Source organism: Streptomyces sp. AK02-01A, assembly GCF_033795305.1.
Lineage (GTDB): Bacteria > Actinomycetota > Actinomycetes > Streptomycetales > Streptomycetaceae > Streptomyces.
The window spans coordinates 454,440-475,262 of record NZ_JARBAE010000002.1 but is presented as its reverse complement, the minus strand read 5'-3'; the positions used below and the strand labels follow the sequence as shown (position 1 = coordinate 475,262).

General features: G+C 70.5%; 18 protein-coding genes. 9 read left to right on the top strand and 9 right to left on the bottom strand.

Going from position 1 to position 20,823, the window contains the following annotated elements; genetic code table 11:
- Positions 1-46 precede the first annotated feature (46 nt).
- Positions 47-1,408, bottom strand: coding sequence for a glutamine synthetase family protein (locus PV679_RS04530; RefSeq protein ID WP_319678576.1), 1,362 nt, complete (start codon positions 1,406-1,408; stop codon positions 47-49).
- A gap of 380 nt (positions 1,409-1,788) precedes the next feature.
- A complete protein-coding gene (locus PV679_RS04525) occupies positions 1,789-2,349 on the bottom strand; it encodes a MarR family transcriptional regulator (protein WP_319678577.1) in 561 nt (186 codons plus the stop codon).
- Between the two features lie 322 nt (positions 2,350-2,671).
- Between PV679_RS04525 and PV679_RS04520 the strand changes: the two genes are divergently transcribed.
- From PV679_RS04520 to PV679_RS04500, 5 genes are all read left to right on the top strand, one after another.
- Positions 2,672-3,052, top strand: a complete 381-nt coding sequence (locus tag PV679_RS04520) for a hypothetical protein (protein WP_319678578.1) — start codon at positions 2,672-2,674, stop codon at positions 3,050-3,052.
- Between the two features lie 91 nt (positions 3,053-3,143).
- A complete protein-coding gene (locus PV679_RS04515; RefSeq protein ID WP_319678579.1) occupies positions 3,144-3,791 on the top strand; it encodes a DUF3105 domain-containing protein in 648 nt (215 codons plus the stop codon).
- Positions 3,792-3,796: 5 nt separating this feature from the next.
- Positions 3,797-4,486 carry a DUF305 domain-containing protein gene (locus tag PV679_RS04510; RefSeq protein ID WP_319678740.1) on the top strand — a complete coding sequence of 230 codons (690 nt, stop codon included), beginning with the start codon at positions 3,797-3,799 and terminating at the stop codon, positions 4,484-4,486.
- 144 nt (positions 4,487-4,630) lie between these two features.
- A complete protein-coding gene (locus PV679_RS04505; protein WP_319678580.1) occupies positions 4,631-5,050 on the top strand; it encodes a CBS domain-containing protein in 420 nt (139 codons plus the stop codon).
- Positions 5,051-5,252: 202 nt separating this feature from the next.
- Positions 5,253-7,013 (top strand): NAD+ synthase, encoded by a 1,761-nt coding sequence (locus PV679_RS04500; RefSeq protein ID WP_319678581.1) that lies wholly within the window; start codon positions 5,253-5,255, stop codon positions 7,011-7,013.
- On the opposite strand, the gene PV679_RS04495 is transcribed toward PV679_RS04500, so the two are convergent.
- From PV679_RS04495 to PV679_RS04480, 4 genes are all read right to left on the bottom strand, one after another.
- Positions 6,979-8,235, bottom strand: a complete 1,257-nt coding sequence (locus PV679_RS04495) for an MFS transporter (RefSeq protein WP_319678582.1) — start codon at positions 8,233-8,235, stop codon at positions 6,979-6,981. The genes PV679_RS04500 and PV679_RS04495 overlap by 35 nt on opposite strands.
- A gap of 170 nt (positions 8,236-8,405) precedes the next feature.
- Entirely contained in the window at positions 8,406-9,431 is a 1,026-nt protein-coding gene (locus tag PV679_RS04490; protein WP_319678583.1) for an endonuclease/exonuclease/phosphatase family protein, read from the bottom strand.
- A gap of 279 nt (positions 9,432-9,710) precedes the next feature.
- Positions 9,711-10,319 (bottom strand): TetR/AcrR family transcriptional regulator, encoded by a 609-nt coding sequence (locus tag PV679_RS04485; protein WP_319678584.1) that lies wholly within the window; start codon positions 10,317-10,319, stop codon positions 9,711-9,713.
- 153 nt (positions 10,320-10,472) lie between these two features.
- Positions 10,473-12,080 carry an MFS transporter gene (locus PV679_RS04480; protein WP_319678585.1) on the bottom strand — a complete coding sequence of 536 codons (1,608 nt, stop codon included), beginning with the start codon at positions 12,078-12,080 and terminating at the stop codon, positions 10,473-10,475.
- 184 nt (positions 12,081-12,264) lie between these two features.
- On the opposite strand from PV679_RS04480, the gene panB reads away from it, so the two are divergent.
- From panB to PV679_RS04465, 3 genes are all read left to right on the top strand, one after another.
- Positions 12,265-13,140 (top strand): 3-methyl-2-oxobutanoate hydroxymethyltransferase, encoded by an 876-nt coding sequence (panB, locus tag PV679_RS04475; protein ID WP_319678586.1) that lies wholly within the window; start codon positions 12,265-12,267, stop codon positions 13,138-13,140.
- Positions 13,141-13,392: 252 nt separating this feature from the next.
- A complete protein-coding gene (locus tag PV679_RS04470) occupies positions 13,393-14,421 on the top strand; it encodes an ATP-binding cassette domain-containing protein (RefSeq protein WP_319678587.1) in 1,029 nt (342 codons plus the stop codon).
- Positions 14,418-15,272, top strand: a complete 855-nt coding sequence (locus tag PV679_RS04465) for an ABC transporter permease (RefSeq protein WP_319678588.1) — start codon at positions 14,418-14,420, stop codon at positions 15,270-15,272. Before PV679_RS04470 ends, PV679_RS04465 begins: the two co-directional genes overlap by 4 nt.
- A gap of 74 nt (positions 15,273-15,346) precedes the next feature.
- Here PV679_RS04465 and PV679_RS04460 read toward each other — a convergent pair whose 3' ends face one another.
- Positions 15,347-18,757, bottom strand: coding sequence for an AfsR/SARP family transcriptional regulator (locus PV679_RS04460; RefSeq protein WP_319678589.1), 3,411 nt, complete (start codon positions 18,755-18,757; stop codon positions 15,347-15,349).
- Positions 18,758-19,012: 255 nt separating this feature from the next.
- Between PV679_RS04460 and PV679_RS04455 the strand changes: the two genes are divergently transcribed.
- The gene (locus tag PV679_RS04455; RefSeq protein ID WP_319678590.1) at positions 19,013-19,819 is read left to right on the top strand and encodes a site-2 protease family protein; all 807 of its coding nucleotides are present in this window, start codon (positions 19,013-19,015) and stop codon (positions 19,817-19,819) included.
- On the opposite strand, the gene PV679_RS04450 is transcribed toward PV679_RS04455, so the two are convergent.
- Both PV679_RS04450 and npdG read right to left on the bottom strand, forming a co-directional pair.
- The gene (locus tag PV679_RS04450; protein WP_319678591.1) at positions 19,809-20,003 is read right to left on the bottom strand and encodes a hypothetical protein; all 195 of its coding nucleotides are present in this window, start codon (positions 20,001-20,003) and stop codon (positions 19,809-19,811) included. The genes PV679_RS04455 and PV679_RS04450 overlap by 11 nt on opposite strands.
- A gap of 102 nt (positions 20,004-20,105) precedes the next feature.
- Positions 20,106-20,816, bottom strand: coding sequence for an NADPH-dependent F420 reductase (gene npdG, locus PV679_RS04445; protein WP_319678592.1), 711 nt, complete (start codon positions 20,814-20,816; stop codon positions 20,106-20,108).
- Positions 20,817-20,823: the final 7 nt, after the last annotated feature.

Genomic DNA, 20,823 nt, shown 5'->3' with positions numbered 1-20,823 from the left:
CACGACCGCCGGCCCGGAGCAACGCCGGTGTGTTGTGGCCGGGCGGCTACAACACCGGGAGGTTCTTGCGGAGTTCGAAGGCCGTGACCTCGCTCCGGTACTCCTCCCACTCCTGCTTCTTGTTGCGCAGGAAGAAGTCGAAGACATGCTCGCCAAGCGTCTCGGCGACCAGTTCGCTGCGCTCCATCAGGGAGATCGCCTCGCCGAGGTTCTGCGGGAGGGGCTCGATGCCCATCGCGCGGCGTTCGGCGTCGGTGAGGGCCCAGACGTCGTCGTCGGCGCCCGCCGGGAGTTCGTAGCCCTCCTCGATGCCCTTGAGGCCCGCGGCGAGCAGCACCGCGTAGGTCAGATAGGGATTGGCGCCGGAGTCGATGGAGCGGACCTCGACGCGTGCGGAGCCGGTCTTGCCGGGCTTGTACATCGGGACGCGGATCAGCGCGGAGCGGTTGTTGTGGCCCCAGCAGATGTACGACGGAGCCTCGCCGCCCGAGCCGGCGGTGCGGCTGGAGCCGCCCCAGATGCGCTTGTACGAGTTGACCCACTGGTTGGTGACGGCCGAGATCTCGGCGGCGTGCTTGAGCAGACCGGCGATGAAGGACCGGCCGACCTTGGAGAGTTGGTACTCCGCGCCCGACTCGTAGAAGGCGTTGCGGTCGCCCTCGAAGAGCGAGAGGTGGGTGTGCATGCCCGAGCCCGGGTACTCCGAGAACGGCTTCGGCATAAAGGTGGCCTGCACGCCCTGCTCCAGCGCCACCTGCTTCATGACCAGGCGGAAGGTCATGATGTTGTCCGCGGTGGAGAGCGCGTCCGCGTATCGCAGATCGATCTCCTGCTGGCCCGGCGCGCCCTCGTGGTGGCTGAACTCCACGGAGATTCCCATGGATTCCAGCATCGTGATCGCCTGGCGCCGGAAGTCCATGCCCACGTTCTGCGGAGTGTGGTCGAAGTAGCCGGAGCTGTCGGCAGGTGTGGGCCGGGTGCCGTCGACCGGCTTGTCCTTCAGGAGGAAGAACTCGATCTCGGGGTGGGTGTAGAAGGTGAAGCCGAGGTCCGAGGTCTTGGCGAGCATCCGCTTGAGCACATAGCGCGGGTCCGCGAAGGACGGCGAGCCGTCGGGCATCAGGATGTCGCAGAACATCCGGGCCGTACCGGGAGCCTCGGCGCGCCAGGGCAGGATCTGGAAGGTGCCCGGATCAGGCTTGGCGATCATGTCGGATTCGTACACTCGCGCGAATCCCTCGATCGCGGAGCCGTCGAAGCCCATGCCCTCGTCGAAGGCCTGCTCCAGCTCGGCGGGCGCCACGGCGACCGACTTCAGGAAGCCAAGCACATCGGTGAACCAGAGGCGCACGAAGCGGATGTCGCGCTCCTCAAGCGTACGAAGCACGAATTCCTGCTGCTTGTCCATATCTGCTGTCCTACCCATCCTTGCTGGTCAGGCCACCTGCTCCCATGCCGCGGGGCACCCTGGGGCACACGAGCATCCCACCACACGATTTCCGGCGCGTTGCGAACCCTCGTCCAACGCTTCGCGTCGCGCGCGTGTACGAGTCTCTGCCCATAGTGCCTGTACGTCCGCTGCCCATGTAACAGGTGACCGCAATCCATGGTCCTGAACCCGGCGCGTGGAAGGCTTCCGTCCACATATCGGCCGCTCTCGCCGGTCGTTTCCCGCCGGCCGCCTCGTCGGCCGCTCTCGCCGATTGCTCTCGCCGGTCACTCTCGCCGATTGCTCTCGCCGGTCATTTCCTGCCAGCCGCCTCGCCGGTCGTTTCTCGCCGGTCGCCGTCAGCCGTCGTGGTGGCGTGCGTGAGTGTCCGACCAGCCCAGCGGGTACGGTTCCGCGTCGTCGTCCGGGACGGCCGGCGCGCCGCCCGCCTCGGTGAACGCGGTCAGCGCTCCGACCAGAGCCGCGCGCTGCCCGGGATCCAGCCGCTCGACGATCGCCGAGATCTCGCGGTGGCGGGCTTCCGAGACGTCCTCTACCAGCCTTCGGCCGTCCGGAGTCAGTCGCAGCATCGTCTCGCGGCGGTTGTCCGGGTTGCTCTGCCGGGTCGCCAGGCCCGCGACGATCAGCCGGTCCAGCATGCGCATGGCGGTGGAAGGGTTGACGCCCAGCCGCTCGGCGACCTCCACCAGCTTGGCGTCGCCATGGCGTGCGAGCACCGCCAGCAGCCGGAACTGCGGCAGAGTGACCCGGTCCGCCACCGCCGAGAGCGAGCGGGCGGAGACCGTGACCAGCAGCCGGGAGGCGGTCAGCAGGGCATGGGTCACCGCGTCGACGTCGTCCGTGCTTCCCTGTGCGGGCGCCGGGGAGTGCGTCGGTGGTGACTCCGGATGATCGGCCATGCCTCTTTGTACCGTGCCGGCGACCGGTCCGTACCCCGTCGGCGTCCGGTCCGTACCTCGTCGGCGACCGGTCCGTACCTCGTCGGCGTCCGGTCCGTACCTCGTCGGCGCCCGGTCCGCACCCCGTCGGCGCCCGTCCTCAGGACGCGAGTCGACGGGTCCGTACGACGGCGGTGCCAGGACCGTGCCGCGCCGGTGTCCGGTTCGGATCGCACCTGCGTCCGGTTTATACCGGATTGCGGGCGGCCCGGAGGCCGGATCCAGCCGGTGAGGCGGCTCCTCCCTGCTGCCGACAGGGATGCGCCCACTACGATCTGCGCTCATGGGGAGACCGCGTCGCACAGGCATCACGCGTCCCATGGCACTGGTGAGTGCCGTGGCGACGCTGTTCGCCGCGCTCTTTGTCTGTCTGGGCCCCGACACCGGTACCGGAGAGGCCCATCACCAGGAGCGTTCCCGCCTCGTCTCGGTCGCTCCCGCGCAGGCGGAGGCCGAGTTCAGTTGCCCGTACGACAACGGCGACTGCGGGCTCTTCCCGCATCTCAGCCCGGCCGTGCTCACCGTACCGCCGCCGGCCGCTCCGGCGGCCACCGATGTCCCGCTTCCGCACCGTGAACCGCCGTACCGCACCGGCCAGGTGCCCCGCTCCGGCCCGCTCATCCGCGCGCCGGACCTCCACGTCCTTCAAGTACTGCGGACGTAGCCGGGCCCGCACCCGCACCGGGTTCCCGAATCTCCAGATTTCCGTTCCGCGGTCATCCGCGTTCCGCAGTTATCGCAGAAGGACACACACCATGGCTTCCAAGTCCCAGTCGGCCGAGCGCAAGGCCCGAATAGAGCAGATGCGCCGCGCCGAGCAGGCCCGCGAGCGGCGCAATCGCATCATCACGATCACGGTGAGCGCCGTGGTGGTCGCGGGCCTCGTCAGCTTCGGCGCCTTCGTCCTCAACAAGGAGTCCGACAAGAAGGAGCAGGAGCAGGCGGCGGCCAAGGCGCCCATAAAGGACGAGAAGTCCTGGGACGCCAAGAAGCTCAGCCGCAACCATGTCACCGAGGCGGTCAAGTACCCGATGACGCCCCCGGTGGGCGGTGACCACAACCAGGTCTGGATGAACTGCGACGGTGACGTCTACAAGGACGCGATCCCCGAGGTGAACGCGGTTCACTCGCTGGAGCACGGCGCCGTCTGGGTCACGTACAACGACAAGGCCGGCGACGCCGATGTGAAGGCCCTCGGCTCGAAGGTCGAGAAGACCCCGTATTCGCTGATGAGCCCGGTGAAGGACCAGTCCGGTGTGATCATGCTGAGCGCGTGGGGCAAGCAGGTCTCGGTGGACAGCGCCTCGGACCCGCGAGTGGACCAGTTCCTCACGAAGCATGTCCAGGGCCCCGGGACTCCTGAGCCGGGCGCCGCCTGCACGGGTGGAATGGGCGCGCAGTGACCGCCGTGACGCGCACGCAGTGGGCCGCGATCACCGCCGTCGTGCTGGCGCTGCTCTTCGCCGGTACGGCGACAGTGGTCGGCGCCGGACGTGACGACGGCCCGGCGGCGCCCCGTGACCCGGCGGCGGACTCCGTGGAAGCGGGCTTCGCCCGTGACATGGCGGTCCATCACCAGCAGGCGGTGGAGATGTCCTTCATCGTGCGGGACAGCACGGACGACGAGGATGTGCGCCGGCTGGCGTACGACATCGCCAACACCCAGGCCAACCAGCGCGGCATGCTGCTGGGCTGGCTGGACATGTGGGGACTGCCGAAGGTCCAGGCGGACCAGGAGCCGATGGCCTGGATGCGGATGCCGATGGACATGGACATGGGGCCGGGTGACGGCGCCGGGATGGACCATGGACAGGCCGGGCACCAGGCCCACGACGGCTCACTGATGCCGGGCATGGCCACCAACACGGAGCTGGAGCGGCTCCGCGGGGCCCGTGGCAAGCAGGCCGAGATCCTCTATCTCCAGTTGATGACCGACCACCACAAGGGCGGCGTCTCGATGGCGCAGGGCTGTGCCCGGATGTGCACGGTCGGTACGGAGCGGAATCTGGCCGAGGGCATGGTCGCGGCTCAGCAGGCGGAGCTCGGTCTGATGGCCGACCTGCTGAAGGAGCGGGGCGCGAAGCCGCGCGAGGGCTGACCAGGCGAGGCCGCCGGTTCGAGAGAACCGGCGGCCTCCGTCCCGGATCGCTCACCCGTTCGGTCGCCACGAGTCGCGTCACCCGAACGGCCCTACGATGATGGATTTGGCTCGGGGGTGACGCCACTCTGGAGGTACGGACCCATGACCACCGCCAAAGACATGATGCATCCCGGGGCCCAGTGGATCCCCGCGCACGAGACCCTCGACCGCGCCGCTCAGCTCATGCGCGAGCTGGATGTGGGCGCGCTGCCGATAGCCGACTCGGACGAGCGGCTGACCGGCATCCTCACGGATCGCGACATCGTCGTCGGCTGTGTGGCCCAGGGCCACGATCCGTCGAAGATCACCGCGGGCGAGATGGCGCAGGGCACACCGCGCTGGATCGACTCGAACGCGGACGTGGACGAAGTACTGATGGAAATGCAGAGCCATCAGATCCGCCGGCTTCCGGTGATCGAGGACAAGCGTCTCGTCGGGATCATCAGCGAGGCCGATCTCGCTCGCCATCTCACCGAGATCCAGATCGCCGGGTGGGCGGAGCGGGTCTACTCGAACGACTGACCGCCGCCACCTCGGCGCGGTACGGCCCGGGGCCCGTGACTGACCGTCCGTGGCCGTCCGCGGACCCGGCGGTCACGGGCACGGCGGTCACGGGCACGGCGGTCACGGCTCCGGGCCGCTGTGTCCGTGACCGCCGGCGAGTGGGACGGACCACATCGCCGGGCCGGAAGATCGCGTCAGACAGACGATTACACTGGAGCGCGTGCCTCAACTACGCCTCGCTCTGAATCAGATCGACTCGACCGTCGGCGATCTCGCCGCGAACGCCGAGGCGATCGTGCACTGGACCCGGCACGCCGCCGAGCAGGGAGCGCATGTCATCGCGTTCCCCGAGATGGTGCTGACCGGCTACCCCGTCGAGGATCTGGCCCTGCGGTCGTCGTTCGTCGAGGCGTCCCGGGCCGCCGTGAGCGCGCTCGCGGCGCGGCTGGACGAGGAGGGCTTCGGAGAGATCCCCGTCGTCCTCGGCTACCTCGACCGCTCCGAGACGGCCCAGCCGCGGTACGGCCAGCCGGCCGGTGCCCCGCGGAACGCCGCCGCCGTACTGCACCGCGGCGCCGTCGTGCTGAACTTCGCCAAGCACCATCTGCCGAACTACGGCGTCTTCGACGAGTTCCGGTACTTCGTGCCGGGCGACACCATGCCGGTGATCCGGGTCCATGGTGTCGATATCGCGCTCGCGATCTGTGAGGACCTCTGGCAGGACGGCGGCCGGGTGCCGGCCGCCAGGTCCGCCGGGGCCGGGCTGCTGCTCTCCATCAACGCCTCGCCGTACGAGAAGGAGAAGGACGACACCCGCCTTGAGCTGGTGCGCAAGCGGGCTCAGGAGGCCGGCTGCACCACCGCCTATCTCGCGATGATCGGCGGCCAGGACGAGCTGGTCTTCGACGGCGACTCGATCGTCGTCGACAAGGACGGCGAAGTCATCGCCCGTGCGCCGCAGTTCGCCGAGGGCTGTGTCGTCCTGGATCTCGATCTGCCGGCGGCCGCCGCCGAGCCGCCGTCCGGCGTGGTGGACGACGGTCTCCGGATCGACCGGGTCGTCCTCTCCGAGGATCCCGTGCCGGCCTACGAGCCCGAGCTGACCGGTGGCTACGCGGACCGTCTCGACGACGACGAGGAGATCTACTCCGCGCTCGTCGTGGGGCTGCGCGCGTACGCCGCGAAGAACGGCTTCCGGTCCGTCCTGATCGGCCTCTCCGGCGGTATCGACTCGGCGCTCGTCGCCGCCATCGCCTGCGACGCGCTCGGTGCGCGGAACGTGTACGGCGTGTCCATGCCGTCCAAGTACTCCTCGGACCATTCCAAGGGTGACGCCGCCGAGCTGGCCCGCCGTACCGGGCTCAACTTCCGTACGGTGCCGATCGAGCCGATGTTCGACGCGTACATGGACTCGCTGGCGCTCACCGGACTCGCGGAGGAGAACCTCCAGTCACGGCTGCGCGGTACGACGCTGATGGCGCTCTCCAACCAGGAGGGTCAGATCGTGCTCGCGCCGGGCAACAAGTCCGAGCTGGCGGTGGGTTATTCGACGCTGTACGGAGACTCCGTCGGCGCGTACGGCCCGATCAAGGACGTCTACAAGACGGCGGTCTTCCGGCTCGCCCGGTGGCGCAACCGCGCCGCCGAGGAGCGCGGCCAGATCCCGCCGATCCCGGAGAGCTCCATCACGAAGCCGCCGAGCGCCGAGCTGCGGCCCGGCCAGGTCGACACGGACTCGCTGCCGGACTACGACGTACTGGACCGGATCCTGGAGCTGTACGTCGACCGCGACCAGGGCAAGGACGCGATCGTCGCGGCGGGCTTCGACGAAGAGATGGTCACGAAGACGCTCCGGATGGTGGACACGGCGGAGTACAAGCGGCGCCAGTACCCGCCGGGCACCAAGATCTCGGCGAAGGGCTTCGGCAAGGACCGGCGACTGCCGATCACGAACCACTGGCGGGAGTCGACAACGAGCTGATCCCGCTCTCCCGCTCCTGCGGCCGGGGGCCTTCCGCGACCACGCGGGAGGCCCCCGCCGTCGTCTCCCGCTCGCCCGCGCCACCTCGGTCCAGCAGCCCGGCCGTCACCGCGATGGCCAGCCCGACGACCGCCAGCACCGCGCCGACCAGCGTCGGAGACATCCAGCCCCAGCCCGCCGCGATGGCCGCGCCGCCGAGCCAGGCGCCGCCCGCGTTGGCGAGGTTGAAGGCCGAGTGGTTGGAGGCGGAGGCGAGCGTCGGAGCGTCCTTGGCCTTCCGCATGACCAGCATCTGGAGCGGAGTGGTCGTCATGAAGCCGACCGCGCCGAGCACCACCACCGTCACCAGCGCCGCCCACTGCACCTGCGCGGTGAAACGGAAGGCGACCAGCACCACGGCGAGCGTGCCGAGCGAGCCGTACAGCGTGGGCCGCAGCGCGCGGTCCGTGAGCGGTCCCGCCGCGAGCGCGCCCAGTGTCATACCGATGCCGAAGAGCGCGAGGACCAGCGTCACGGAGGACTCACCGAAGCCCATGACCTCGGTCGTCATCGAGGCGAGATAGGAGTACACGGCGAAGACACCGCCGAAGCCGAAGACCGCCGTCGCCAGTCCGAGCAGCACCTGGCGGTTGCCGAGGGCCCGCAGCTCCCGGCCCACGCTCTGGCGCGCGTCGACGGGCACGTACGGGACGAGCCGGGCGAGCGCCAGCATCGAGACCAGGCCGATGACCGTGACGACCAGGAAGGTGGCCCGCCAGCCGAGATGCTGGCCGAGCAGAGTGGCGGCCGGGACACCGACGATGTTCGCGACGGTCAGCCCGAGGAACATGGTCGCGACGGCCCGCGCCTGCCGGCCCTCGCTCACCAGCCTGGCGGCGACGACGGCGCCCACGCCGAAGAACGCGCCGTGCGGCAGTCCGGCGAGCAGCCGGCCCGCCAGCAGCCAGCCGAAGCCGGGCGCGAGCGCGGAGGCGAGATTGCCGACGACGAAGAAACCCATCAGCAGCAGAAGCATCCGCTTGCGCGGGATGCGGGAGCCGACGGCGGTGAGCAGCGGGGCGCCGATGACGACGCCGATCGCGTACGCCGAGACGAGATAACCGGCCGTCGGGACGGATGTGCCCAGATCGTCGGCGACATTGGGCAGCAGGCCCATCATCACGAACTCGGTGGTCCCGATGCCAAAGGCACTCACAGCTAGGGCCAGCAGGGCCAGGGGCATGGAAACAGACCTCTCCGTAGTAAGTACCTCCACGGAACAAAGTCTCTCAGGCCGTTTGTTCCGGCAGATGAACACCGGATTGCGTCAAACCTCCGCGACTGGCGGACGCTCCGGGAACACCCGCCGCGAGGACAGGCCGGCGGCCAGGCCTGCCTGGCGGCCAGACAGGCTCAGCGCAGCTCGACCCGGGCCGCGAGCGGCAGATGGTCGCTGTCCGTCGCCGGCAGGCTCCACGACGACGTGGGCTCGACGCCTCTCACCATGATCTGGTCGATCCGTGCCAGCGGGAACGACGCGGGCCAGCTGAAACCGTAGCCGTCTCCGGCCGCGCCCTGCGTCGAGCGCATCTGGGACGTGACGGCGTTGAGCGACCGGTCGTTCATCGTGCCATTGAGGTCGCCGAGCAGGATCACCTCGTCGAGCGGTTCGTCGGCGATCGCCTCACCGAGCGCGTCCGCGCTGTCGTCACGCTGGTTGGCGGTGAATCCGGCGTGCAGCTTGACCCGTACGGACGGCAGATGCGCCACATACACGGCGATCTGACCGTGCGGCGTGCTGACCGTGGCGCGCATCGCGCGCACCCAGCCCAGCCGGATGTCGACGGACCGGGCGGCGGTCATCGGATACCTGCTCCACAGTCCGACCGTGCCCTGTACGGAGTGGTACGGGTACTTCCCGGTCAGCGCCTTCTCGTACACCGGTACGGCACTGTCCTTCAGCTCCTCCAGCGCCACGACATCCGCTCCGGAGTCCGCGATGGCGCGTGCGGTGCCTTCCGGGTCCGGGTTCTCGGCGTTGACATTGTGCGTGGCGACCATGAGATCGCCGCCGCCGCCGGACTTGTCGGTGAGGAGCCCGCCGAAGAGATTGACCCAGACCACGGCCGGCAGCAGCAGCGCGATCAGCGCGGTGGCCGAGCGCCGCACGAGGGCCAGGACCAGGAGCAGCGGGACGAACAGCCCGAGCCACGGCAGGAAGGTCTCGGTCAGACTGCCCAGGTTGCCGATCTTGTTCGGGATCTGGGCGTGCAGGGTCATCAGCAGCGCGACCAGCACCGCGAGGACCGCCAGGACGACGCCGCGCCGCCAGATTCCCGGATCACGGCGCCAGCGGCCGAGCAGGGCTCTGACGCGGGATCCGGAGCGGTTGTCTTCTCCGCCGGCCGTCACCGACTGCGCCGTGTACTCCTGCGTCATCTGTTGCCCTCACTGCCTTGCCGTGCACGCCCGCCACCGACCCTAGGCGATGTACGGGCGCTTCTCCGCCGTCGGGGGGACGGCCGTACCGCCACAGACGAGAGCGACGGGGCCCTGGGTTCCGATCAAGGATGAATGACCGGCGGCTGTGACACAACGCGTACGGCGTGGACGGGCCCGGTTCCGGCACGATCGGCCGCACCGGCCGGGCGTTTCGCCGTCCGTACGAAGCCGGTTCCGCCGTTTTCACGCCCGTATGTGCCGGAGGCCCCGGATGCCTCACTTCCGCGGTGTCAGGCCCTGAAGCACGGCATCGATCATGCGTTCGGCCAGATCGTCGTCGAGCGGCGCCTCGGGCCGGTGCAGGGTGCGGACGAGCATCGGACCGACGATCATGTCGCTCATCAGGTCCACGCCGAGGTCGTCGCGCAGCTCCCCGGTGGCCACTCCTCGGCGGATGGCGGCCAGCGTGGCCATACGCCGTGGCTCTATGACCATCCTGTGGTACTCGCCCCACAGCTTGGGCCGGCTCTTCATCTCCGCGAAGACGTTGTGCAGCAGCACGGAGGAGCGCTGGGCCAGTCCGCGCCTGCGCAGTGATTCCAGGATGACGGTCAGATCGTCCAGAGCGGAGGTGCCGGGCAGCTCGGGCTCGGGCGGCTCGATCTCCCGCAGGACATCGACGAAGAGCTCTTCCTTGCCCTGCCAGCGGCGGTAGATGGTGGCCTTGCCGACGCCCGCGGTGCGGGCGATGCGCTCTATGGAGAGAGTGCCCAGCGGTACGCCGTCCTCCAGCAGGGTCACGACGGCGTCCAGGATCGCCCGCTCGGCCGCCTCACTGCGTGGCCTGCCGCGGCGGTGCTCCTTCTCGTGATCATGCTCCTGCACGTGTTTCCCTCTCGCTGCCGTCCACCGCGCCCGTTCGCCGCACTACTCGCTGCGACGATTCTCTTACACAGCGGCGGTGTCCGGTCCCGGCCGGTCCGTCCCGGCCCTGCCACGGGACGGACGGCCGGGAACGGCGGCGCCGGTGAGCGGGCCTCAGTGGCTGGCGGCCTCCGCCGGTGCGGGCGCCTCACTGGCCTCGGCCGGCTTCGCCGCCGGCGGCCGTCCCGGCAGGAACACCGCGACCACCACGGCGCCGATCAGCGCGACGGCCGCCGAACCGAGCGCGGTGACATGCATGGCGTCGAGGAACGCGTCGTACGCCGAGCCGATCAGCGGCTTGCCCGCCGGGCCGAGCTTCGCCGCGACACCGAGGGTCGCCTCGATCGACTCGCCCGCCGCGTCACGCGCGGCGGCCGGGACGGCACCGAGGTGTCCCTCGATCTCTCCCCGGTACGTCGCGGACAGCACCGAACCGAGGACCGCGACCCCGAGTGCGCCGCCGACCTGGCGGAAGGTGTTGTTGATCGCCGAGCCGGAACCGGCCTTCTCGCGGGGCAGGGCCTGCATCACGGCGACGGTCACCGGCGGCATGATGTGGGCCATTCCGGTGCCCTGGACGAAGAAGACCAGGCACAGGACCCAGACCGGTGTGCCGGTGTCGAAGAGCGCGAACGCCGCGAGGCCGGCCGCGACCAGCAGCATGCCGACCGTACAGACCACGCGGGCGCCGAACCGGTCCACGACCAGCCGGGCGCGCGGCGCGAAGATCATCTGGGCCGCCGCCAGCGGCAGGATCAGCAGGCCGGACTGGAGCGCGCTGTAGCCGCGCACGCTCTGCAGATAGAAGGCCGAGAAGAAGGTCACACCCATCAGCGCGAAGAAGACCAGCGCGATGGCGGCGACCGCGGCGGCGAAGGCCGGCTTCTTGAAGTAGCTGACGTCGATGGCCGGATGGGTGCTGCGCTTCTCGTGCCAGACGAAGACCGCCAGCACGGCCAGCCCGCCCAGCAGCGGGAGCAGCACCGTCGGCTCGGTGAAGTCGGCCAGCTCGCCGCCCCGGATGATGCCGTACACCAGCAGGACGAGTCCGACGACGGAGAGCGCGACACCGAGCGGGTCGAGCCGGCCCGGCCTGGGATCCCTGGAGTCCGGGACCAGCAGCACCATCGCGACCAGTGCGACGACGACCACGGGGACATTGACCAGGAAGATCGAGCCCCACCAGAAGTGCTCCAGCAGCAGTCCGCCGGTGATCGGGCCGATGGCGATGCCGAGGCCCACGCTGCCGGCCCAGATACCGATGGCCTTGGGCTGCTCGTCGCGTTCGAAGACATTCATCAGGACGGCGAGAGTGGCGGGCATCACAAAGGCGGCGCCGAAGCCCATCAGGGCGCGGTAACCGATGAGTTCGGCGGGCGATCCGGACATCGCGGCGAGCGCCGAGCCGAGGCCGAACACGAGTATGCCGAAGAGCAGCACCTTCTTGCGGCCTATGCGGTCACCGAGGAGGCCCGAGGTGAAGAGCAGCCCGGCGAAGACGAGCGTGTAGGAGTTGATCGCCCACTCCAGCTCGCTCTGCGTGGCGCCGATGCCGGTCGGTGCGGGAGCGGCGATCGTCTTGACCGCCACATTCAGTATCGAGTTGTCCAGCACGACGATGAGCAGGCTGAACATGAGGACGCCCAGGATGGCCCAGCGGCGACGGTGGACGGCTTCGGGTATTCGAGGTGCGGCGGCAGGGGCGCCGGACGGTGTGGACATGGCGTACAGACTAGGTGCATTCCGATACGAGACCGTCTCGTATTGGAAAGTCTTTACCGTGCGGCGACCGCGGCGCCGGGTCCGGCGCCGGGCCCACTTCCCGTGGACGGCCTCGGGATGCCACCATGGATACGGTCCGGGGACACCGTCAGGGTGCCTCGAGATGACGAAAGGGCCATTGGCCATGACTCTTCAGGCTGAGCGGACGCCGGCCACCGGCGGTCCCGCCGACAGCGCCAAGGCGCTCTACGGCGGCAAGAGCTCCCGTCGCATCACGATCCACGACATCGCCGCCGCCAAGGAGCGCGGCGAGAAGTGGCCCATGCTCACCGCCTATGACGCGATGACGGCCTCCGTCTTCGACGAGGCGGGCATCCCGGTCATGCTCGTCGGTGACTCCATGGGCAACTGCCATCTCGGCTACGAGACCACCGTCCCCGTCACGCTGGACGAGATGACGATGCTCTCCGCCGCGGTCGTCCGGGGCACAAGGCGCGCTCTGATCGTCGGCGACCTGCCGTTCGGCTCGTACCAGGAAGGCCCGGTGCAGGCCCTGCGCAGCGCCACGCGCCTGGTGAAGGAGGCCGGCGTCGGCGCGGTCAAGCTGGAGGGCGGCGAGCGCTCGCACACCCAGATAGAGCTGCTGGTGCAGGCCGGTATCCCGGTGATGGCGCACATAGGCCTCACTCCGCAGTCCGTCAACGCCATGGGCTACCGCGTGCAGGGCCGCGGTGAGGAGGCGGCTCAGCAGCTCCTCCGCGACGCCAAGGCGGTGCAGGACGCGGGCGCCTTCGCGGTGGTGCTCGAACTGGTACCGGCCGAGCTGGCCGCCGAGGTCACCAGGGTCCTGCAGATCCCGACCGTCGGTATCGGCGCCGGTCCCGAGACGGACGCCCAAGTGCTCGTCTACACCGACATGGTGGGACTGACCGGCGGCAAGGTGCCGCGCTTCACGAAGCAGTACGCGAACCTCCGGCAGACGCTCGGCGACGCGGCGAAGGCGTTCGCCGACGAGGTCGTCGGCGGAACGTTCCCGCAGGAGGAGCACACCTTCCACTAGGTCGTGTCCGGCGCGGCGCCGGACAGCGCCGTACGCCCGGAGGCCGCCGCGCGGCGGCCTCCCCCAGAGCCACTGCCCGCACGAACGACAGCCCGCCGATCTTCCCCCGTCGGCGGGCTGTCGCGCGTCCCGGGCCCGCCGGCCGGTGCTCGTGCGGTGCCTGTGCGCGCCTGTCGGTGGAGTGTCGGGAGTCGTTGGCCGCTGTCGGCGGATTGTCGGCGGATTGTCGGTGGCGGCGTGTCAAATGGTGGCATGACGCGAATCGACAAGAACCCCAACGGCAGCCGCTCGGGCAACGCCGTCGAGGTGCGGGGACTGGTCAAGCAGTACGGCGGACCCCAGGGCACCCGGGCCCTCGACGGAATAGACCTCGATGTGCGCGAAGGCACCGTCCTCGGTGTGCTCGGACCCAACGGCGCCGGCAAGACAACGCTCGTACGCATTCTGTCCACGCTCGTCCAGCCGGACGCCGGCACCGCGATGGTCGCCGGATACGACGTGCTGCGCCAGCCCCGGCAGTTGCGCCGCACCATCGGCCTCACCGGCCAGTACGCCTCGGTCGACGAGAAGCTCTCCGGCTGGGAGAACCTCTACATGATCGGACGGCTCCTCGATCTGTCCCGCAAGGACGCCCGCCGCCGCTCCGACGAGCTGCTGGAGCGTTTCTCGCTCACCGAAGCGGCGAAGAAGCCGGCGATGCAGTACTCCGGCGGTATGCGGCGCCGTCTCGACCTGGCCGCCTCGATGATAGGCCGCCCGTCCGTGCTGTATCTGGACGAGCCGACGACGGGCCTCGACCCCCGTACCCGTAACGAGGTCTGGGACGAGGTGCAGCGCATGGTCGCCGAGGGCGCCACCGTCCTGCTCACCACCCAGTACATGGAAGAGGCCGAGCAACTGGCGAGCGAGCTGACGGTCATCGACCGCGGCAAGGTCATCGCCAACGGCGGTGTGGACGAGCTGAAGGCGAAGGTCGGCGGACGCACGCTGCAGATCCGGCCGGCCGATCCGGCGCAACTGCCGGCGATGGCACGGGCGATCGCCGAGACCGGACTCGACGGAGTGTCCGGCACCCAGGCCGTGCCGGACGAGGGTCTGCTGTACGTACCGATCCTCAGCGACGAGCAACTGACCGCCGTCATCGGCCTGCTCGGCGAACGCGGCTTCGGCATCGCCCATATCGGCACCCATCTGCCCAGCCTGGACGAGGTGTTCCTGGCCGTCACCGGCCAGAAGACCAGCCACGCGTCCGACACCACCTCCGAGGAGATCGCGGCATGAGCACGACCACACTGCCCACCTCCGCTCCCACGCGGACGCCCGGTCCCGCTTCGGCCGCCGACGACGACGCACGGATCGGAGTGCGCGCCAATCTGCGCCACATCGGCGCGCTGGCGCGCCGCAACGTCCTCCAGATCAAGCAGGACCCGGAGTCGATGTTCGACGTCCTGCTGATGCCGATCGTCTTCACGCTGCTGTTCGTGTACGTCTTCGGCGGTTCCGTCGGCGCGAGCCTCGGCGGCAGCCGCGACGCCTATGTGAACTACGTGGTCCCCGGTCTGATGGCGATGATGGGCATGAACATCGCCATGGCGGTCGGCACCGGTGTGAACGACGACTTCCGCAAGGGCGTCATGGACCGGTTCCGTACGATGCCGATAGCCCGGTCCTCCGTACTGATCGCCAAGATCGTCGTCGAGATCGGCCGGATGCTGGTCGCCACGGCGATCCTGCTCGGCATGGGCTTTCTGCTCGGCATGGAGATCAGGACATCGGTGCTGGAGCTGTTCGGCGCCGTCGGTCTCTCGCTGGTGTTCGGCGCCTCACTGATGTGGATCTTCATCCTGCTGGGTCTCACCATGAAGACGGCGCAGGCCGTCCAGGGCGTGGCCATGCTGGTGCTGATGCCCTTGCAGTTCGGTTCGTCGATCTTCGCTCCGCCGGCCACCATGCCCGGCTGGCTGCAGACCTTCACGGACTACAACCCGCTGTCCAACCTCGCGGACGCGGCACGGAATCTGATCAACGGCGGTCCGGTCGCGCACTCGATATGGGTGACGCTGGCGTGGGCCGCGGCGATCACGGTGGTGACGGCCCCGCTGGCCGTCGCCAGGTTCCGTAAGAAGTCCTGAGAGCGGCGGGCACGGACGCGGCCGGCCGGACAGCGGATGCGAGGTGCTCCGGCGTACGCCGACGGCCCGGCGGCTCAGACGAGGGCGGCGGCCTCCTCCATCGTGAGGCCGCCGCCCTCGGCGCGTCCCGCCTCGTACGCGGCCTCGCCGAGCGCGGCGATCACGCTCTTCCGCGCCTTCGTCAGCAACTCCCGCTCCATGGAGGCCCGGAAGTGTCCCTCGGGCAGGAGTACCTCGTAGGCACCGAGCAGTCGCGCCGCGTCCCGCGCCCGGTCCGGCCGGCCGGCCGCGCGCTCCCGGTCCTCGCCTGCCAGGCCGCTCAGCGCCCAGGCGGCCGTCACCAGATCGAGCGCGGCCATCTCCGGCGCCATCATCCGCGACAGCGGCGAAAGCGATGTCTCCAGCGCGGCGCGCGCTCCCTCCAGCCCCTCCGCGTACCGGCCGTCCTCGCAGTCCAGCCAGGCCAGGATGCCCCGCACGAAGCCACCGAAGACGGCCAGTGTCTCGGAGCGGAACACCTCCATCAGCACCTCCAGTTGCTCCCGGGCCTCGTCCCCGCGCCCGGTACGGCCCAGCCGCACCGCGAGAAAGAGCCGGGCGGCGGCCAGCGCCTCATGGGCCCCGTCCCGGCCCTCGGCCAGCACCTCACGGAGGATCCGCTCGCCCTCGTCACCCCGGTCCGTCTCGATCAGCGCCGACGCCAGCCGGGACCGCAGCACCGCGACCTGGGACTGCGCGCCGAGCCCCTCGGCATGACCGATGGCCGCCGTGTAGTCCTCCGCGGCGAGAGCGTAATCGCCGCGCTTCTCCCGTGCCTCGCCCCGGGCCGCCAGCGCCTCCGCCGTGCCCCAGGCGTCGCCGAGCCGGTCGTAGATGGCCAGGCTCCGGTCTGCGTCACGGCTCGCGTCGCCCGCCGACGCGACGCGGTTGGCCAGGATATTGGCCCGCATCTGCAGCGCTCCGGCGAGCTCCCAGTCGTAACCGAACTCCTCACAGGCCCGCACGGTCTCGTCCAGGACGCCTCTGAGCTGCTCGGCCTCTCCGGTGAACATGAGCACGAAGAACCACAGCGTGCCGGGAAAGCGGCAGGTCTGCGGCAGACCCGGCCGGTAGACCGTGGCCACCGCGCTCAGCCAGGCGAGCCGCTCCGGCGAGGTCCAGTCGTGCGCCTCACGCTCCAGGGAGACCATTTCGATCAGCCGCACCTGGCGCCGGGCCTCCTGAAGCATCTCCGGGGCCAGCGGCGGCGGCGCGTCCGTGCACCGCTCGGGCAGCGGCGGCGCGGGCCGCGCCGGCGGTGCGAATGGATCGGGACCGAGAGCCGCGGCGGCTTTCGACCACTGCCGCGCGTCGGCGAGCAGATCGATCATCTGCCAGAACCACGCCAGCGAGAGCACGAGTACGAGCGCCTCGTCCTCGTCGCGGGCGGCGACGGCGCGGCGCAGCGCGGTGCGCAGGTTCTCCTGCTCCAGCCGGAGCAGGGCCATCCCGGCGCGCTGGCCGGCGCCGCGGAGCACCGGGTCGGTGGTGCGGGCCAGCTCCCGGTAGTGGACAAGGTGCCGGCGCTCGGCGGCGGCACGGTCGCCGGCCTCGTCGAGCCGCTCCGCGGCGTACTCCGCGACGGTTTCGAGCAGCCGGTAACGCATGTCGCCGTCCGGCGACGGCGCCGCGACGACCAGAGACTTGTCGATGAGTGCGCCGAGGAGCCCGGCGACCTCGCGAGGGCCGACGGCGGCGTCCGCCGTGCCGTCTCCGCACACCGACTCGGCGGCCGTCAGATCACAGCCGCCGGCGAAGACGGACAGCCGGCGCAGCACGGCGCGTTCCGGCGCGTCGAGCAGGTCCCAGGACCAGTCGACGACGGCGCGCAGGGTCTGCTGGCGTGGCAGTACGGTCCTGCTGCCGCTGGTCAGCAGGCGGAAGCGGTCGTCCAGGCGGTCGGCGATCCGGCGCGGCGTGAGCATACGCAGCCGGGCCGCGGCCAGTTCGATGGCGAGAGGCAGCCCGTCGAGCCGACGGCAGATCTCGGCGACGGCGCCGGGATCGTCGGCCGGGTCGAAGCCGGGCCGGACGGCGCGGGCCCGCTCCGCGAACAGCCGGTGCGCCGGGTCGGGCGGCAGCGGCTCGACGGGACGTATCACTTCGCCCGGGACGCCGAGCGGCTCCCGGCTGGTCGCCAGGACGGTCAGCTCGGGGCAGCGCGCGAGCAGTTCCTCGGCGAGGGTCGCGGCGGCCTCGACGACATGCTCGCAGTTGTCGAGAAGGAGCAGCATGCGGCGGCGCGCGCAGTGCTCGACCAGCCGTACGAGCGGCTCGCTGCCATGCCGGTCGGCGGCTCTCAGCTCCTCGGCTCCGGCGCCGCGCAGCACTGTCTCGCGCGCTCCGAGCGCGGTCAGCACGGCCTCGGCCACGGTCTCCGGGTCGTCGACGGGCGCGAGTTCGGCCAGCCACACACCGTCCGGCCAGCCGTCGGCGACCCGCTCGGCGGCCTCCTGCGACAGCCGGGTCTTCCCGGCGCCGCCGGGACCGAGCAGGGTCACGAGCCGGGCCCGCCCGAGATCGTCGCGAATGGCCTCGATGTCCGCCTCGCGGCCCACGAAACTGGTCAGCCGCGCGCGGAGGTTGCCGTACGGCGCCGGGCTCCGCCGGTCCGCGGTTCCGCCGGCCGGACCGGCCCGCCGGACCGCACCGCCCGGACCGTCCTCCCGGCCGGATCTCTCTCCTCGGTCCGGGCCGGGACCGCTCCCCCGCTCGTCGGTCCGGTCGCCCGCGTGGAGCAACTCCTGGTGCAGTGCGCGCAGTCCGGGGCCCGGATCCGTACCGAGACGGTTCGCCAGAGCGCGGCGGACCGTGTCGTACGCCACCAGGGCCTCGGCCGGCCGGGACGCGTCGCGCAGGGCCCGGATACGCAGCGCGTGCAGCGGCTCGTCCAGCGGGAACTCGTCGCAGAGCGCGGCCAGTTCGGGCAGTGCCTCCTCGGCGCGGCCCAGGTCGAGCGTGGCCGTCAGCCGGGCCCGGCGGGCCTCCAGACGGCGGGTCTCCCAGCGGGCGGCTTCCGGCGCCCGGTCGGGCAGATCGGCCAGGGCCGGGCCCTGCCAGAGCGCGAGCGCGTCGTCGAGAAGGGCCGCCGCCTTGATCGCGTCTCCCTCCTCCAGGGCCCGCGCGCCCTCGGCGGCGAGCCGTCCGAACCGGTGGAGATCGATGTCCTCCTCGTCGGCGCGCAGCCGGTAGCCGCCGTCGGACGAGGACACGGCCTCGTGTCCGAGCGCCCGCCGCAGCCGTCCGACGAGCGCCTGAAGGGCGCCCACCGCGTCCGCCGGCGGATCGCCGGCCCAGACCTCGGCGACCAGCGCGCCGACCGGCACCGTCCGCCCGGCCCTCAGGGCGAGAACCGTCAGCAGCGCACGCAGCCGTGTTCCGCCGAGGGCGACGGGCGTGCCGTCGTCGTGCAGTGCTCGTGTGGTGCCGAGGACGCGATAGCGCATCCGCCCATTGTCCCCGGCACGGCCCGGTCGTCCACGCACCCCTCCCCCGGCGGCCGGGACCTCCTCGGCGGCGGTCCGCGCGGTCAGGAACCACGGAGCCCTCGCGGGACGTTCTTCCGGCGTCGCCGGGCCCTGTCCGGCACACGGCACCGTCCACCCGCGGGCAGCCCCGTACTCCGGACGGACGGCGTTACTTTCGCAACACGCCCTAGTACGGTCGATCCGCACAGCCACCGATCCCTGGGAGCCCCGTCCATGACCACCGCCACCGTCCGCAGCAGCGATCGGCGGATCTCTCCCGTCTTTCTCGGCATCGTCGCCGTCATGGCCGTCTCCGGCTGGGCCGTGTGGACGGACTTCTCCGCCAACGTCGGAGTGGCCGTCTTCCTGTTCGTCACGGCCGCCTGGATCGTCTCGCTCTGTCTGCACGAGTACGCGCACGCCAGGACCGCGCTGCACGGCGGAGACATCTCCATCGGCGCGAAGGGCTATCTGACGCTCAACCCGCTCAAGTACACGCATGCGCTGCTGAGCATCGTGCTGCCCGTGATCTTTGTGATCATGGGCGGGATCGGTCTGCCCGGCGGAGCGGTCTTCATCGAGCGGAACCGTATCCGGGGCCGCTGGAAGCACAGTCTGATCTCGGCGGCCGGGCCGCTGACGAACGTGCTGTTCGCGGTCGTGTGCACGGCGCCGTTCTGGCTGGGCGCGCTGGACGGCGTACCGCTCGGTTTCCAGTACGCGCTCGGCTTCCTCGCACTGCTCCAGGTCACCGCGGCGATCCTGAACTTCCTGCCGGTGCCGGGTCTGGACGGCTACGGAGTGATCGAGCCGTGGCTGTCGTACAGGATCCGCCGGCAGGTGGAGCCGTACGCGCAGTTCGGGCTGCTCGGCGTCTTCGTCATCATCCTGATCCCCGGCGTGAACGAGGTCTTCTTCGACGTGATCCACGCGATCCTCGGCGGGCTCGGCGTATCGGATCTGGACGCCTACTGCGGACGTAATCTGTTCAGTTGGTGGACCGACCGGAACGAATTCGCCTGCGGTCCTGTCAGCTCGTAGCCGTGGTCGTACGGGCCGCTCGCTCGGCCTTCGCCCGGCGCAGGTAGTACCAGGCCATGTTGGACGACAGCGCGGCGAGCAGCACCCAGACGACGCCGAGCCAGTTGCCGGCGGCGAAGGAGACCACCGCCGCGACGACGGCGAGGGCGCAGACGGCGAAGGCGTACAGAGCGAGGCGGGGCATGGGGGTCGGCTCCTGTCGGGGACGGCTTACCGGACCGCGTCCACGCGGCCGGCGCCGTCAAGTCTCCCCCATGCCCGCCGGTGCCGGTCGCCCGGCCGCCGGTCACACGTCGGTCACCCGCAGTCCGGCGTGCGCCTTGTAGCGGCGGTTGACCGAGATCAGATTCGCCACCAGCGACTCCACCTGGTGGGCGTTGCGCAGCCGGCCCGCGAAGACCCCGCGCATTCCCGGAATCCGGCCGGCCAGCGCCTGCACGACATCGGTGTCCGCGCGGGCCTCGCCGAGCACCATCACATCGGTGTCGATCCGCTCGACCGACGGATCCTGGAGGAGCACCGCGGACAGGTGGTGGAAGGCGGCGGTCACCCGTGAGCCGGGCAGCAGGACGGCGGCCTGCTCGGCGGCGCTGCCCTCCTCCGGCGTGAGCGCGTACGCGCCCTTCTTGTCGAAGCCGAGCGGATTGACGCAGTCCACGACGAGCTTGCCCGCGAGGTCGTCCTTGAGGGCCGCCAGGGTCTTGGCGTGGCCCTCCCACGGCACGGCGACGATGACCACGTCGCTGCGTCGCGCGCATTCGGCGTTGCCGGCGCCCTCGACGCCGTTGCCGAGTTCGGCGGCGGCCGACTCGGCCCGCTCGGCGGCCCGGGATCCGATGATCACTTTCTGCCCGGCCCTGGCCAGCCGGTAGGCGAGGCCGCGGCCCTGGTCGCCGGTGCCGCCGAGCACGCCGACGACCAGCCCGGAGACGTCCGGGAGGTCCCAGGGTTCCCTGGCCGGAGGCGTGGGCGCGCTGCCACTGTCATGTGAAGTCATGCTCCGA